This window comes from Subtercola sp. RTI3 (genome assembly GCF_035018625.1).
Classification (GTDB): domain Bacteria; phylum Actinomycetota; class Actinomycetes; order Actinomycetales; family Microbacteriaceae; genus Subtercola; species Subtercola vilae.
Map to the genome: position 1 here is coordinate 1 of NZ_JASJXO010000072.1, position 14449 is coordinate 14449.

The following is a 14449-nucleotide window of genomic DNA, read 5'->3' on the forward strand; positions in this document are numbered from 1 at the left end:
CCACGGAATCGTCGTCATCGGAAGCATCAGACCGAACGTGTCGTCCGAGAACCGGTTAACAGATATCGGGTTCGTTGGACCAGATCTGCTGCCAGAGCCCTTCCGGGAACGACGTGAAGGCGAGGATGTCTGCTCGGGCGGCATCGAGGTGGTCGTGCGCGTCGGGGAGTTTGTCTTCGACGTAGTCCAGGAGCCGGTCGAACTGGGCGTGCACCGATGATGCGTCGGGCTGGTCGTACACCGAGTGCAGCAAGGTCTTCACCCATGGCCACGACGACTTCGGTGTCGCACTCATCAGGTTCGCGGCGGTGTGGGTACGGCAGCGCTGCCATGCAGCCCCTGGCAGGGTCGCGGCTGTCGCGGCGACAAGACCCTGGTGTGCGTCTGAGATGACGAGTTTCACACCCGTCAGGCCGCGGGCGGTGAGGTCGCGGAAGAAAGCCAACCAGCTGGCGCCGTCCTCAGCTGATGGGACTTGCAGGCCGAGGATCTCGCGGTGCCCGTCACCGTTCACACCGGTCGCGATCATCACGGACACGTTCACGACCCGGCCGCCCTCACGCACTTTCACTGCCAACGCGTCCGCGGCGACGAACGTGTACGGGCCGGCGTCCAACGGTCGGCTGCGGAAGTCGGCGACGTGTTCGTCGAGCTCTTTCGCCATCACTGATACCTGCGATTTCGACAATGACGTGATACCGAGGGTGTCGACGAGTTTCTCCATCCGCCGGGTCGATACCCCGAGCAGGTAACAGGTCGCTACGACCGTCGTGAGGGCACGTTCCGCGCGGCGGCGCCGCTCGAGTAGCCAGTCCGGGAAATAGCTACCTTGCCGAAGCTTCGGGATCGCGACATCGATCGTGCCCGCCCTGGTGTCGAAGTCACGGTGCCGGTACCCGTTGCGCCGGTTCGTACGGTCGTCGGACACAGTGCCGTAGGCCGCACCGCATACCGCGTCGGCGTCAGCGGAAAGCAGAGTGTTGATGAAGGTGCTGAGCATGTCGCGCAGCAAACCCGGAGAGGCCTGCTCAAGATGTTCCTGAAGGAAGCGGGCAGGGTCGATACTAGGTGCGACGGTCATCGCGGTGTCTCCTTTTCGAGAGGGATTTTAGAAGGTACTTCTCGAAGGATCACCCGGTGACCGTCGCCATTCAAGACGACACGCTCACCGCGATCCTATACACCACGCTATTGGACGCAACCCGGTCCGCGAAGGTGATGGCGAACGCGTTCAGCGCGGGCTTCCAGCGCATCGTCCATCGGGTGCGGCCTTGACCGGTTGGGTCAAGGCTACGAGTGACAAGATACAGGCACTTCAGCGCGGCCTGCTCGGTAGGGAAATGACCCCGTGCTCGGACCGCGCGCCGGTATCTCGCGTTCAGCGACTCGATCGCATTCGTGCTACAAATCACGGTACGAATCTCGAGGTCATACGCCAGGAATGGTGTGAATTCTTCCCACGCGGACTCCCATAACCGGATGATCGCGCCGTATCTCGTGCCCCATTTCTCGGTGAGGTCATCGAGTGCGACCCTGGCCGCAGCCGGTGATGGTGCGGTGTAAATCGGTTTCACGTCACGTTTCAGCGCGTCCCAGTCCTGCTTGGACGCGAGCCGGAACGTGTTCCGCAGCAAATGGATGACACAGACTCCCGCTGTCAACCTGGTAGTGATTTTTGGTTCTTGCGAGTGGGCGCGGCCGAGTCCGGGCTGGCCGTTGCTCCCAGTCCGGTGGCGTGTGTGGTTGGCGTCAGCTGGCGGTCGTGAGTGCTAAACCACCGCGGTCGGGCACGGAGGGAGGTGCCAGCTCTTTTTGCTGGATGGCGGTGAGTGCGTCGCGGCGGTGGGGGTGCTGGTCGGGGTCGTAGAGGGTGTTGTCGTGCCAGCATTTCCAGAGGATCCGGACCCAGCGGGCGGCGATGCCGCGGAGTGCGCGGTGGTGTGCTTGGCCGTTGGAGCGCGCGGTTTCGTAGAGGACGCCTGACCAGTGAGGGTCTTCGCGGACGGCGACGAAGGCCCACCAGTCGATCATGTGTCGCATGCGTTTGTTCGCGGCGTAACGGAACCGGACCTGCCGGGTGCGGCCTGATGCTTTCGTGACGGGGGCGAGTCCGGTTTCGGCGAGCAGCGCCGCCGCTGACGGGAACCGGGCCCTGTCTTCGCCCATCCCGGCAAGAAGTGTCGCGGCGGTCACGGGACCGATCCCGGGGAAACTGGTGAAGATGTGAGTGTCGGGATGCAGGGCGAGGAGTCGGTCTATCTCGCTGTCATATTCTCTGACGTGCTGGTTGAGCAGCTGGAGTTGCTGTGCGAACCGGGTCGCGGTGAACGCTTTGCCCTGATTGGTGCCATCGCTTGCGGCCAGCAGGTGCGGCCGGATTCTTTCCACGAGCGTCTCGGCGGGTGTCCGGCCGGAGTAGTGCTCTCGGGTGATGAAGCTGACCATCCGTTTGTGGCTGACCCGGGCGGCCTGCGCGGGCAGCGGGTAGCGGTGGATGAACTCCAAAGAGATGTTCCGGTCCAAGGTGGAGAAGAGGTGGAGTACGGCGGGGTTGTACGCCTCCATTGTGGCGCGGAGCTGGTTTTCTAGATCGCGCTGGTTGCGGATGACGCGTTCGCGGTCCCGGATCACCGCGCGCAGCTGCATCAGCGCTGGGGATGCGGGTAGCAGCGGGCGCCAGTGCGAGTGTTCGTGGCGGAGAGTGTCGGCAAGCACGAATGCGTCGAAGGCATCGGATTTCTTCGCGGCGAGTTGGTATCGTTCCCGGGCCCTCGCTGAGATCTTCGGCGATATCGAGAACAGTTCGATGTTGAGGGTGAGGAGACGTTCAACGAGGAGGCCCTCGCTTCTCTCGATCGCGGCACGGACAACACCTGAGGGTGCTCGCAACGCCTGGCAGAGGTCGTTCAGACCGTCGACGGTGTGCGTGAATCGTTGCTGAAGGACGGTGTTGCCGTCTGAGTCGATGAGGCAGAGTTGGTGGAACGAGCCGCCCCAATCGATGCCGGCGAAGACATCGGTGATGTTGGAGTGGTGGTGTGGTTGAGCCATGAGGCTGTGGTGTCCTTCCTGATTTTCAAGAATCCACCCGGTACCGGTGATGCGTGGCAGCCTCGCGTCAGAACCTTATCTCGGCAATCACCGTCCTACTTGGTGTCGCTACTCCCGCTGGCTGATTCACGATTCTGCCCCGCGGCGGTCGAACGGGTCTGTATGTGGACCTCGAAGGTGACAGGTCTGAATAGGTCCTGACCGCCACGGCGCAGGTGACCGACCGGAACATCCGGCCACTCCTATTGTGGATGGATAAGGTCTGAGTGATCGCTTCCGGCCACACCAAACCGATCGAGTCCGGCAGGCCTTTCAGGCCGTCGCAGACGACCATGCAAACATCGTTCACAACACGGTTCTTCAGCTCCGTGAGCACATGCAACCAGTACTTCGCACCCTCACCACCGTCCCCAGCCCAGAGGCCGAGGATGTCACGGTTCCCATCGACCGTGACCGCCAGTGCCACATAGATGGGCCGGTTAGCGACCTGCCCGTTACGGATCTTCACATGGATACAGTCAATGAAGACCACCGGGTACACCGCCCCGGATCAAGAGGCCTGTTTTGCCACTCGGTCATGCCCTCGATCACCCGGTCGGGGATCGCCCCGATCGTGGTCTTTGACACCTCGGCAGCGTACACCTCCGCCACATGGGCGCTGATGTCACCATGAGTAAGCCCGCACGCTAACAATGAGAGCACGATTTCATCGACACCGGTCAGCCGGCATTGGTGCCGCCTGACGATCTGCGGCTGGAACGACCCTTCCCGGTCCCGTGGGACCTCGATCGGGACCGGCCCGATATCGGTCAGCACCGTCTTCGTCCGCGACCCATTCCGGGCATTCGTGACCGCACCGGCGCGTTCGTGCTTGTCGTAACCCAAGTGATCGGTCAGCTCGCCCTCCAGCGCCGACTCGAGTACCAGCTTCGTCAGCTGACCCAGCAGACCACCCTCCCCGGTCAACGCGACACCCTGCTCGCGGGCCCTACCGATGAGCTGCTCCACGAGCCGCCCATCGACCACGTCATTCTGCTTCACCGTCGCCACGGCTTCGTCCTCCAGCACGTCCTCCAATACATCGGTCATCATGTTCCTCCTTGCCAGGAGTTACACCGAAAATCGTACAGACCCGTTATACCCTCCGATCTCTCGATGTGTGTACGGGGAAGAATTCTCAGACGAGGACTCTTCGCGCTGGTGTCACAGGTCGGGGAACCGATACGACCGCCCTCGAATTGGCAGTCCAACGCATCTCACTGGACCCAAAAGTTACCTCGGGCCGGTGGTGGGCTATCGATTCCGAAATTTAGTCCGTTCAGTCTCTTCGTTCCCATAATGAGTCCCCGGTGCTGTTGAAAATTTGGGCCTTTGAAGTTCCACACGCCTCTTTCTGCTCAGTTGGCTCCGAAGACGAGACCGTAACCTCACGGACGCCTCTACGCCGGAGTCCGGCATTTCTCGTCTCTTCACCGGAGCAAAGGTGCGCACGGGAACGTCCGATCAGGACTGCCCCATTCAGCTCTTGACTTGGGACTGATCCCATGGGATCGTTCCCAATAAGTTGGCTTAGCAGCCATATTTTGTTCATAGCTTGTTCGTATCGTGAATCAAAGATGAAATTCACCCCACTCGTTGACCTTGGAGGTCTCATGAAATCCACATTCCGTGCCATCGCTTTTGGCACCGTCGGGTGCGCCGCACTCATCGGTCTCCTCGCCGGCTGCTCGTCTTCACCTTCGGGGTCATCCTCGGCGTCTTCCGCGCCGGTTAAGGGCAGCACAATTGTGGTGTATTCGCCTCAGGGTGCGGACACGCGTGGCCCGTACATTGCGGCAGAGGCAGAGAAGCAGCTCGGCATCACTGTCACTTTTGTGTCTGGTGGTGGTGGTGATCTGACGACCAGGCTTTTGGCTGAGAAGAACAACACCCAGGCCGACGTCGTCTTGGGGCTGGGCGAGGCGCAGATGAACCAGGTCGCATCCGCAGGAATCTTCGAGCCGTACACGCCGTCTTGGGCGGAAACGGTACCGGAGGCTCTTCGTGGGTCGAACGGGGACTTCACCCTTGCCACACAGACTCCTATTGTGTTGGCGTACAACACCGACAAAATGTCCTCCTCGGATGCTCCGACGTCGTGGGTCGACCTAGCGAAGCCGGAATACAAAGACAAGTTCACCTTCCCGGCAATCACTAGCCAGACAGGTCAGGCGGCCGCGGTCGGTATCTTGTGGCGGTTCGCTGACCACACGACTGGCGACGTTACGGACCAGGGTTGGCAGACCCTGTCGGCCATCATGGCTAATTCTGTTCAGGTCTCGCCTGGTCAGAAGTTCGACTACGGTACCGTCGCAAGCGGCGCCCAGCCCATCGTTGTGACCTACCTCGGCGGTCTTCAGACAGCTGAAAAGGACAACTCTTTGACGATGCAGATCGTCAACTCGGATGGCGGTTCCCCCTACGTTCAGACCGGTGTCGGCCTGGTAAAAAACTCCGCCGAAGCATCCGCCGCTAAGGCGTTCATCGACATGTTCGGCTCAGCTGAATTCCAGGTGCCGTTTGTGACGGCGACGAACAATGACACCCCTGTCAACGCGGATGCGGTCAAGCAGCTCGGAACTCAAGCGACGGTTCTAGCTTCAATCACTAAGCAAGACATCGACTGGGGTGTTGTCACCACGCACCTCACAGACTGGCTGCAAAAGATTCAGCTCGGCGGCAACTGATGGCTGAAAGCACCCCCGGCGTCCTCATCGATAATCTGACAGTCACCTACGGCGACAAAACTGCCATCACGGATCTGTCGCTCGACGTGCACCGCGGCGAATTCTTGACTCTTCTTGGCCCGTCCGGCTGCGGGAAATCAACTCTCCTCCGCGCTATCGCCGGCCTCGTTCCCGTGCAGGGTGGACAAATCACCGTAGAAGGTCGCGATGTGACCCGCATGCCACCAGAAGACCGAAAACTCGGATTCGTCTTCCAGAGCTATGCCCTTTTCCCCCATCTCAGCGTGTTCGACAATGTGGCGTTCGGTCTGCGGGTGCAAAGACTCCCGCGGGAGGAAGTTCGGGATCGTGTGCGCGAAGCACTGAACGTCACGGGGCTGAGCGAGCATGCCGATGCGATGCCAGCCCGCTTGTCGGGCGGGCAGCAGCAACGCGTGGCAATTGCCCGGGTCCTCGCGACACGGCCCTCCGTCTTGTTAATGGACGAACCGCTGTCAAACCTTGACGCAGTTCTTCGCACGCGCCTTCGTGACGAGATCAGGGCGCTCCATGACCGGATCGGCATCACCACGATCTACGTCACCCACGACCAAGACGAGGCGCTAAGCATCTCCGACCGGGTCGCCGTGATGCGCGGGGGAGCGTTCGCTCAACTCGCACCACCACAGGACGTGTATAGGCAACCAGCCGACGAATACGTATGCACTTTCGTCGGTGAATCGACCGTCTTAGACGGCCCTCTCGCCAACGCATTCAGAATGCCCGTCCCCACCGGGCTTCACAGCCACGTCAGACCAGAAGCAGTATGCATCAGTGCGGGTGTTAGCGGAGCACCGGATGGGTTCAGCGCTTCGGGAATTGTGACAAAACAGACATTCCTTGGACCCCTCACCCGATGCGTTGTCACGATCGCAGACACATCACTGAACGTGTTGCTGCCCTCCGCAGCGGCACGCAGGTTCCCGGCCGGTTCGCGTGTTGACTGCCATATTTCGAAGGAGGACGTGTTGTGGCTGTCGTAACGGATGTCGAGGTAACACGCACCAAACGGCGCCTGGGTGGGCGGATTGGGCTCATTGTCTTGGTCCTTGTCCTTGCGTGGTTTCTTGTAACATTCCTGTACTGGCCAAACCTCAGCATCGTCAAAGCGGCGCTCTTTCCCCCAGCGGGTTCCAGCGCAGACAGCATCCAGCAATTGGTTTCCTCAGCTCGGGTTCGAACAGCGGTTCTCAACACTGTTGTCGTCGCAATAATCTCCGTTGTTACCGTCACGATCGTGGGTGTGACGCAGGCATTCCTTCTTGATGCTTTCGAACTCCGAGGACGGACTTTCTTCACCGCGGCGTTTGCTGTGCCTCTGGTCTTTGGATCGGTAGCGGCCGTCAGCGGTTACGCGACGGTGTACGGGCAAAACGGGATTTTGACCCAGTTTTTGGTTTCTGTTGTCCCTGAGATTCCCGAGAACTGGTTCACGGGATTACCCGCAATCCTGGTGATCCACACGTTCACGATGACGGGCTATCACTTTTTGTTTCTACGCCCGGCGATCCGACGAATCGACTTCTCTCTCGTTGAAGCTGCCCGATCGCTCGGGCTCGGCCCGATCCGAGCGCTCGTTTCTGTAGTCCTGCCGGTGCTTCGGCCGACCCTGTTAGCAGCAATGTTGATGGTGTTCATTGCTTCGCTCGGGTCCTTCGCGGCCCCTAACATCCTCGGTGGTGGCCGGTTCGAGATGGTCGGCCCGCTCATTCAAGCACTCACCGGCCTTGGCCGGCCCGACCTCTCAGCGCTGCTTGGACTTGGTCTTGGTCTTCTCACCGCCGCGCTCCTCGTTGTTGTCCTGCGGGCCGAGAAAAAAGCGAACCTGTTTGCTGCCTCAAAATCGTCCCGCCCGTTCGAGCGAATCCGCATCACGCACCGCTCCGCACGGTTCATGCTGTACCTCGTCGCTATTGTGCTTGCGGCCATTAATCTTGCCCCGCTCGTCGTGACGCTCCTGCTGTCATTTTCGGAGACTTCTGCCATCAGGCAAGGCAGAATCAGTCTTCCGCCGACATTCAGCAACTACGTGTCAGTTTTCACGTCATCGGCCCAGCTCCAGCCGCTTTTGAACTCATTGCTTTTATGCGCCATCGCCATTCCGTTGGCACTGGTGCTCGGGATATCGTTTGTGCACCTCACCGTCCGGCGCCGTAACCCTGTCTCCACCGTGGTGCAAACATCACTCCTGCTTCCCTACTTTCTACCCGGGGTGCTCCTGGCGCTTGGCTTTCTTACTGCCTTCGGCTCGGCCACATTCCTGCTCGGAGGAACGGTACTTGTCGGAACGTTCTGGATTCTGCCCTTGGCCTACACGGTGGTGCTGTTACCAACTGTGGTGCGGTTCATTCGCGCCGACTATCTCAGCATGGATCCCTCCCTTGATGAGGCTGCCCGGTCCCTCGGAGCCGGCGCAGGGCGCAGGTTTATGACCATCACTTTGCCGCTACTGGCACCCGTGATATTGCAAGTCGCCGCGTTGAGCTTCAACCAGACATTCGATGACTACACCGTCTCGGTCCTGCTGTTCAACATCAACGCCACCCCGTTCGGTGTTGCCCTCGGTACCCTCGCTGCAACCCAGGACCCAGAGCTCGTGGGCATCACTACCGCCTACGTCATCATCAGCACCAGCATCGCCCTGGTCATGGTCCTGACCGCAGACCGGATGGCACGTCGCGCTTCCAACCGTGCAATCGGAGCCGGGCGATGAGCGACTATCTCGCACGTACGACCCCGATCGCTGCTCACACAGACCTGACGGCACTGATGAAAACTGGATCTTTCCCCACAGAACTTGCTGAAGCGTTCGTCAGCGGCAAAGACCCGGACCTACCCAGCGAAGACATCTTGGCGGTCACTCCTTACTTCCTTGCAGTTTTCGATGGGATGTCGAGCCCACTCCGCGCGGCAGGCAGTCTGGGGTCCGGTCGTGCCTTCGCTGAAGTTGCCGCCAGAACGTTGGTGGATCTCCCGGCGAATGCCACTGCCCGCGACGCGATCAATGCTATTTCCACTGCTCAGATGTCGATTCACACCGAACATCCGGGTCCCAGCGGAGCTGTCGCAGCGATCCTGTCGCTGACCCGGATGGAGGTGTGGCGGGTTGGTGACGTTCACATCAGGATCGGTGAGCAGCATTTGCCGGCCCACAAAGACGTCGACGATGCCCTCGCTCAGTTCCGGGCCGCGATCAATGCGGCACACCTTGCCGACGGGATGACGCTCACCGAGATTCTCACCACGGATCCTGGGCTAGCGGCCGCTGCACCTCTCCTGAAACTGCAGCCCGCCTTGGCAAACCGGGACGTCGCATATGGGTACGGAGTTCTCAACGGAACAAATGTGCCCGATCGGTTCCTCGAGGTGCACCACATTCCTGATGCAACAGTTGTCGTGTTGGCCTCCGACGGGTATCTCGCCGCCGAATCTGCCCTGCAGTTGGCCGAGGAACATCTCCGCACCGCCATCAATCACGATCCCGCGGGGGTAAACGAATTGCGCGATTTCGCCAAAACCGTTGTGCCAGGCAAGAACGCACCCGACGATCGCAGCTACCTTCGCACCACCCCCCTTACAAGTCCATTCGGAAGGTCCACCTGATGCATCTCCGCGTTCTCACCTGGAACACTCTCCACCGGGACCGATCTTCTCGGATTGGCTCGCTCAGTAAAGTAATCACTCACATTGCTCCGGACGTTGTCATGCTTCAAGAAAGCAGCCCCGAGCATGCTGACGAAGTCGCGCAGCGAACCGGACTGCACGTCACCGCCGTACCCGATGTCGACTCCGATGATGCGACATCGGTTCCCGCACTCCTCACCCGCGTACCAATGACCGGGTCGGTTGTATCGGAACTCCCTGCCGCTAACGACGACCATCGATACTGGGCGGTGAGCGGCACGTGGACCGAGGGGGAATGCTTTATTCAACTGACCTCTACCCACCTGCGGCACACGCATTTAGCCGGTCGGATGGGTCTCGACGCCGACTACCGGCTAGCGGCACAGCAGAGTAGGAACGGTCACGCCGGTCCTATGCAAGGAGACCCGTCGATCGCGGACAGCGTGGCCCTTCGGCTACGCCAGCTTCAAGCCCTCAACGACTTTCTCACCATCCCCAGGCAGCAGACGTCAGCGAGCATCCTCGGCGGCGATTTCAACTTCGTGCCAAACGGGCCCGAATACCAGGCCGTAATGCACCAGGGGTGGAGCGATGCGTGGCATGCCGCACCCCGCCTCGGATCCGGCTCCACGATTCTAGACCGGAACCCGCTCATCGCTGATAACCCCGCCCCCTACCGAGACGTCACCTTAGCCAAACACCCAGGCGGAAGCGCGCACCCTGACTACACGCTCGATTTCCAGTTCGTCCGCGGAAATATGACAGTGAACGACGCCTGGACGGTTGGTGACCCCGGACACGCGGGCGGCCAATGGCCCAGCGACCACCTCGGAATTGTGGTGAACTACGAGATATGACCCGACAATTTTCTTCTGCACACCCGCCCCGGACTCTTGACCTCGTCTCCTGATCGCGCATCGATCTATGACGTTGCCGCCGCAGCCGGAGTCTCCAAGTCTGCGGCAAGCCGGGCACTCCTTGGGCAACCCGGTGTCACCGATGTAGTCCGAGAGCTCGTCCAACGAACCGCACAAAACCTGGGCTATGTGAAAGACCTCCGCGCACACGCCCTGAAGTCTGCGTCAACAAAAACGATCGGTATTGTCGTCCGGACCGTCAGACTCGATTTTTATGCCGAATTGATCGCCGAGATCCAAACACAACTTGAAGACAGCGGCTACCGTGTCGCCTTTACCGGTGCCACCAACAATCCCGAGCGCGCACAAGAAACACTCACAGGTCTGCTCGGGCTGCGTCCGGAGGCGATCATCATCGCTTCCGGACGAATCTCGATGAAAGCGATAGAAGCGGTCGGAACGCAAGTGCCAACCACGCTTATCGGGCCCAGCTCCACATCACGAATCATCGGATCCGTCACCGACGACGGTGCTGGAACAGTCGGATTGGCAAAGCTTGTCTCCGAAGCAGGCCACCGCCGCGTCGGAGTTGTCACCTACCCACGAAATCGATCATCAACCCTCAGTCTCCGAAGCCAACGACTCCGTCGAGAACTCGCACGACTCGGTATTTCCGCCGATGTCATTCGGTGCGACCCCGAGTCGGATGGCCCCGACGAATCAAGTCTTCGCGCTTTGACCGGAGAAGTCACCGCTATTATGTGCCCCAACGATCCGACACTTGTCGCGACGTGGACGCTCCTCGATAAATGGGGTATTAGCGTTCCGGACGACGTCGCGTTGACTGGATATGACGGAATCGGCCAAATATCGAATGCACTTTTCGGACTAACAACCTGGCGACAAGATCTACCCGCTATGGCTACGGCGGCGGTGACTCAGACGCTGATGCGCCTGGACGATCCCAGCAGCCCACCTCGACACCAAGGAGTCGAGGGAAGGCTGCTTCGAGGACGAACGCTCTAGCAGCTCCTCTGGATACGCGCAGGTCTCGGAGCACGCGAGGCTAGGCCTGCTCCGTAGATAAGAGGAGGTGTTGCGCTAGGACTTATTCTTATAACTCTAGGGATACGAGACGTCTCAAGATGATTCGTTCGCTCCAAAGTCGTTCCTTGTGAGTCGCGACGGTAAGTGGCCGATTTATCGCGCCGGTTAGTGGCCGATGAGTAAGGACTCGCGGGCTGCGTCGACGACCTCCGGCGTCAGCTCCGTGAGCTTGTTCAGGGACTGAATTCTTTCGATCTGGGTGACAAGGCGGTCTACGAGTCGGAAGTTCCCGCCCGTGATGCGCACGATCGTCGCGATCGCTGTGGCGTGGGCGATCCCGCCGTCGTCCGCTTCGGCGTCGTCCGGGAGGCGCCGCGTGAGGACCGCGGTCAGTTCGTCGGGGGTCAGCGGTCGGTATTCGTGGGCGAAACCGATGCGGCTGTAGAGCTGCGGGTAGCGGGCGAGACGTTTCTCGATGCCGGGCATTCCGATGAGGATGACGCCCAAGTGGTGCCGGTCGAAGAAGTCGCGGACTTGCTCGAGGCCGGTCGTTTGTGATGGCGAGGGTCGCCCGTGTCCCGTACCGACCTCATTGCGGAGGCAGTTGACCGCGATCGCCAGTTGGAAGAGGGCCTGCTCCACGCCCTTGTCGCGGATCCGGCATCGGAACGGGCGCCGGTGGCGTTGACCTGCCCAGCACCGTAAAGGCCTGGGGGAGCGTGTAGGGGAAGCGGCTTCCTTGGCCGCGTGTCGGGTAGGTCTCATAACGCTGCTCGAGCACGTGGCGCGCGACCGCCTCGTCGAGATCCTTGCCGGTGCCGACTTGCAGGGCCGCATCGTCAGGGTTGCGGTTGATGCGGTCAACCTAGGCTCGGAGCGCTTCGGTCAACTCCGTGCCGGTGAGGTTGTCGGCGACCTTCGCCCGGACCGCGTCGCCCGGGTCGAGCTCGTAGCCCAACCGGTCGAAAGCCGATCGAAGCCGTCGGATCTTGTCCTTGGCTTGGGCGGTCGCCGGAGCTATGCCACGAGGGCGCGTCGGCCCGGGTACCGGGTGCCGTTCGTGAGGGTCTCGTTCCAGGCGAGCCGGAGGCGTCGAACCGCCTCGACCAGGGACGCCTGGGGAAGCGCGTAAGGCAATCTCAGGTAGCGCTCCAGTCCGCCCTCAGGTGCGAATGACGGTCCCGAAGCCAGTAGGACGCCGTGTCGCTCGGCGACGGAGGTAAGAGTCGACGAGACCGGCTCGGGAAGCTCGGCCCAGATCGCGAGCCCGCCTCGGGGCGGGGTCACAGTCCAGGACGGCAGCTCGGCCCGCAACGCTGCTGCGAGAGCGTCTCGAGATGCCCTCAGCTGGGCTCGTCGCCAGGTCATGATCTCGTTCTCCGACTCGAGCAGTTGCAGCAGGACGAGCTGCTCGAGAACTGGGGCACCGAGATCCAGCGAGAGGCGCGCCGCGATGACAGCAGCGGAACGGGAGTCGGGGACGCGGAGCCACCCGATCCGCAAGCCGCCCCAGAAACTCTTGCTCGCGCTGCCGATGGTGATGCTGTCGGCCACAAAGCAGCCGAGTGGGGCCGGCATCGTCTGTTGCTCCAGTGGCACGTCGACCATCGACTCGTCGATGAGCGCCGCCGTCCGGGAGGCGCGCAAGGCAGCACCGAGCTCGGCCCGTTGCTCCGCGGGCATCAGAGCTCCGGTCGGGTGCTGGAAGTCGGGGATCAGGTAGACCGCTCGCGGCGCGACCTGGCGCAGGGCGGCGCTTATGGAGCCGATGTCCCAGCCGTTCAGATCGACGTCCACACCGGCGATCCGGCACCCTGCGTGCTGCAGGGTGGCGATCGCGTTCGGGTAGGTCGGATTCTCCATGAGCACCCGGTCTCCCGTGGCGGTCACCGCCCGTGCCGCGATTGCCAGGCCGCCGAGGGCGCCGGCCGTCACGATGATCTGCGACACGGGGAGGTCGGCAACCCACGGGCCGTGAAGCGGGCGGCCAGCGCCTCCCGTAGCGCCGGTAGCCCAGAAGGGAAGTAGCCGTTGCCCCCCAGGTAGGACGGCAGGTCGGCCACAGCCGCCTTGTAGGCCGCCGACATCCCGGCCGGTGCGTCGGTGGCCGCGCACGTCAAGTCGAGGTGGTCACCGCCGGCTTCAGCGGGCGTGAGCAAGTGGTCGCCGCGGTGACCCCGAGCGACCGGAAGCGCGGCCAGCGTTCCCGAGCCCTGCCGTGCGCTGGCATATCCGGCCTCCCGAAGGAGTTGGTACGCCCGGGTTACCGTCGTGCGGCTGACTCCGAGGGCAGCTGTGAGGTCGCGCTCGCTCGGCAGCCGAGTGCCGACTGGGATCCGACCGTCATCGATCAACCGCTGGAGGCCCTCGGCCAAACCCCGGTAAGCGGGAGATGAGGGAAAGTCACCGAGCAGGGTGGCGGTGCGGGGCCCTGACAAAGTTCGGTTCATGCAGGCCACTATCTCAGCATTGGCTCTTAACCTCAATCCACCGATCGGCTGAGGCTGGGCGGCGTTTTCTGATTTGAGAGGTTGGAGCGCGTTGGGGCGTTATTGAGTGCTGAGCCTCGCTGCTCGTGGTGTTCCACTCGTGGTCCTGGTCGATGGGTCGGGGGCTGGTCGTCAGCTGGGCGCGGGTCGGGGGCGCTCGGTGCTGTGGCGGAACAGGGCGGTCCACGCGGTTTCCCAGGGCCAGTGCTCGGGCAGGTGGAGCATGATGCGTCGGGCGGACGATGCGATTCTGGCTGGGACGGTGACGAGTTTCCGGCGGATGGTGGCTGTGGTCGCTTTGGTCAGGCCGGCGCCGGCGATCGTCGCTGCGGCGCGGGTGAGGTTGAAGGCCATCACGGCCAGGACCAGCCAGGCGGCGTTCGCGGTGAACCTGCCGGAGGGCAGGTGCGCGAGGGCGCTGTTCTTCAGGTCCGCGTTGACGAGCTCGATGACCGCGTGAGCGCGGTGGGTTTTGTCCGCGGCGACTGTGGGCAGGTCGCTGGTGGTGAAGAACGCGTGGAAGCGGTGCGTGTCAAAGAGGGTGGGGTGCTCGAGGTCTTTCTTGTTCAGCTCCGGTATCCGGCGCACCACGAGGCGGCCAGTGATGTGTTCGCTT

The 14449-nt window shown here is 61.7% G+C and carries 12 protein-coding genes and 3 pseudogenes; 7 read left to right on the plus strand and 8 right to left on the minus strand.

Features of this window, described 5'->3' with window-relative positions; all coding sequences use genetic code 11:
* Positions 1 to 67: 67 nt before the first annotated feature.
* From QN358_RS17580 to QN358_RS17595, 4 genes and pseudogenes are all read right to left on the minus strand, one after another.
* Positions 68 to 1081, minus strand: a pseudogene (locus QN358_RS17580) (IS256 family transposase); the annotation flags it as partial.
* A 70-nt stretch (positions 1082 to 1151) separates the two neighbouring features.
* A pseudogene (locus tag QN358_RS17585) lies at positions 1152 to 1649 on the minus strand (transposase); the annotation flags it as partial.
* A gap of 100 nt (positions 1650 to 1749) precedes the next feature.
* Complete coding sequence (locus QN358_RS17590; protein WP_323513120.1) at positions 1750 to 3051, minus strand: IS110 family transposase; 1302 nt, start codon at positions 3049 to 3051, stop codon at positions 1750 to 1752.
* 247 nt (positions 3052 to 3298) lie between these two features.
* A pseudogene (locus tag QN358_RS17595) lies at positions 3299 to 4143 on the minus strand (IS256 family transposase); the annotation flags it as partial.
* 8 nt (positions 4144 to 4151) lie between these two features.
* Here QN358_RS17595 and QN358_RS18955 point away from each other — a divergent pair.
* The 7 genes from QN358_RS18955 to QN358_RS17625 all read left to right on the plus strand — a co-directional run bounded on the left by QN358_RS18955 (position 4152) and on the right by QN358_RS17625 (position 11323).
* Positions 4152 to 4364 carry a hypothetical protein gene (locus QN358_RS18955; protein WP_416352024.1) on the plus strand — a complete coding sequence of 71 codons (213 nt, stop codon included), beginning with the start codon at positions 4152 to 4154 and terminating at the stop codon, positions 4362 to 4364.
* 339 nt (positions 4365 to 4703) lie between these two features.
* Positions 4704 to 5777, plus strand: a complete 1074-nt coding sequence (locus tag QN358_RS17600; RefSeq protein WP_323513121.1) for an extracellular solute-binding protein — start codon at positions 4704 to 4706, stop codon at positions 5775 to 5777.
* The gene (locus QN358_RS17605; protein WP_323513122.1) at positions 5777 to 6799 is read left to right on the plus strand and encodes an ABC transporter ATP-binding protein; all 1023 of its coding nucleotides are present in this window, start codon (positions 5777 to 5779) and stop codon (positions 6797 to 6799) included. Before QN358_RS17600 ends, QN358_RS17605 begins: the two co-directional genes overlap by 1 nt.
* Positions 6787 to 8529 carry an ABC transporter permease gene (locus QN358_RS17610; protein ID WP_323513123.1) on the plus strand — a complete coding sequence of 581 codons (1743 nt, stop codon included), beginning with the start codon at positions 6787 to 6789 and terminating at the stop codon, positions 8527 to 8529. Before QN358_RS17605 ends, QN358_RS17610 begins: the two co-directional genes overlap by 13 nt.
* On the plus strand, positions 8526 to 9419 hold the full coding sequence (locus QN358_RS17615) for a hypothetical protein (protein ID WP_323513124.1): 894 nt from the start codon (positions 8526 to 8528) through the stop codon (positions 9417 to 9419). The genes QN358_RS17610 and QN358_RS17615 overlap by 4 nt, the downstream gene beginning before the upstream one ends.
* Positions 9419 to 10297, plus strand: a complete 879-nt coding sequence (locus QN358_RS17620) for an endonuclease/exonuclease/phosphatase family protein (RefSeq protein WP_323513125.1) — start codon at positions 9419 to 9421, stop codon at positions 10295 to 10297. The genes QN358_RS17615 and QN358_RS17620 overlap by 1 nt, the downstream gene beginning before the upstream one ends.
* 36 nt (positions 10298 to 10333) lie before the next feature.
* The gene (locus QN358_RS17625; RefSeq protein ID WP_323513126.1) at positions 10334 to 11323 is read left to right on the plus strand and encodes a LacI family DNA-binding transcriptional regulator; all 990 of its coding nucleotides are present in this window, start codon (positions 10334 to 10336) and stop codon (positions 11321 to 11323) included.
* A gap of 186 nt (positions 11324 to 11509) precedes the next feature.
* On the opposite strand, the gene QN358_RS17630 is transcribed toward QN358_RS17625, so the two are convergent.
* From QN358_RS17630 to QN358_RS17645, 4 genes are all read right to left on the minus strand, one after another.
* A complete protein-coding gene (locus QN358_RS17630; RefSeq protein ID WP_323513127.1) occupies positions 11510 to 11986 on the minus strand; it encodes an ATP-binding protein in 477 nt (158 codons plus the stop codon).
* A gap of 375 nt (positions 11987 to 12361) precedes the next feature.
* A complete protein-coding gene (locus QN358_RS17635; protein WP_323513128.1) occupies positions 12362 to 13294 on the minus strand; it encodes a PLP-dependent aminotransferase family protein in 933 nt (310 codons plus the stop codon).
* A complete protein-coding gene (locus tag QN358_RS17640; protein ID WP_323513129.1) occupies positions 13276 to 13794 on the minus strand; it encodes a GntR family transcriptional regulator in 519 nt (172 codons plus the stop codon). The genes QN358_RS17635 and QN358_RS17640 overlap by 19 nt, the downstream gene beginning before the upstream one ends.
* 171 nt (positions 13795 to 13965) lie before the next feature.
* A partial coding sequence (locus tag QN358_RS17645) for a transposase (RefSeq protein ID WP_323513130.1) occupies positions 13966 to 14449 on the minus strand: 484 nt, incomplete at its 5' end.

Excerpts from the sequence above, each read along its gene's own strand:
- QN358_RS17590 (WP_323513120.1), bottom strand. The coding sequence starts at position 3,051 with ATGGCTCAACCACACCACCACTCCAACATCACCGATGTCTTCGCCGGC.
- QN358_RS17600 (WP_323513121.1), top strand. The coding sequence starts at position 4,704 with ATGAAATCCACATTCCGTGCCATCGCTTTTGGCACCGTCGGGTGCGCC.
- QN358_RS17605 (WP_323513122.1), top strand. The coding sequence starts at position 5,777 with ATGGCTGAAAGCACCCCCGGCGTCCTCATCGATAATCTGACAGTCACC.
- QN358_RS17615 (WP_323513124.1), top strand. The coding sequence starts at position 8,526 with ATGAGCGACTATCTCGCACGTACGACCCCGATCGCTGCTCACACAGAC.
- QN358_RS17620 (WP_323513125.1), top strand. The coding sequence starts at position 9,419 with ATGCATCTCCGCGTTCTCACCTGGAACACTCTCCACCGGGACCGATCT.
- QN358_RS17640 (WP_323513129.1), bottom strand. The coding sequence starts at position 13,794 with ATGAACCGAACTTTGTCAGGGCCCCGCACCGCCACCCTGCTCGGTGAC.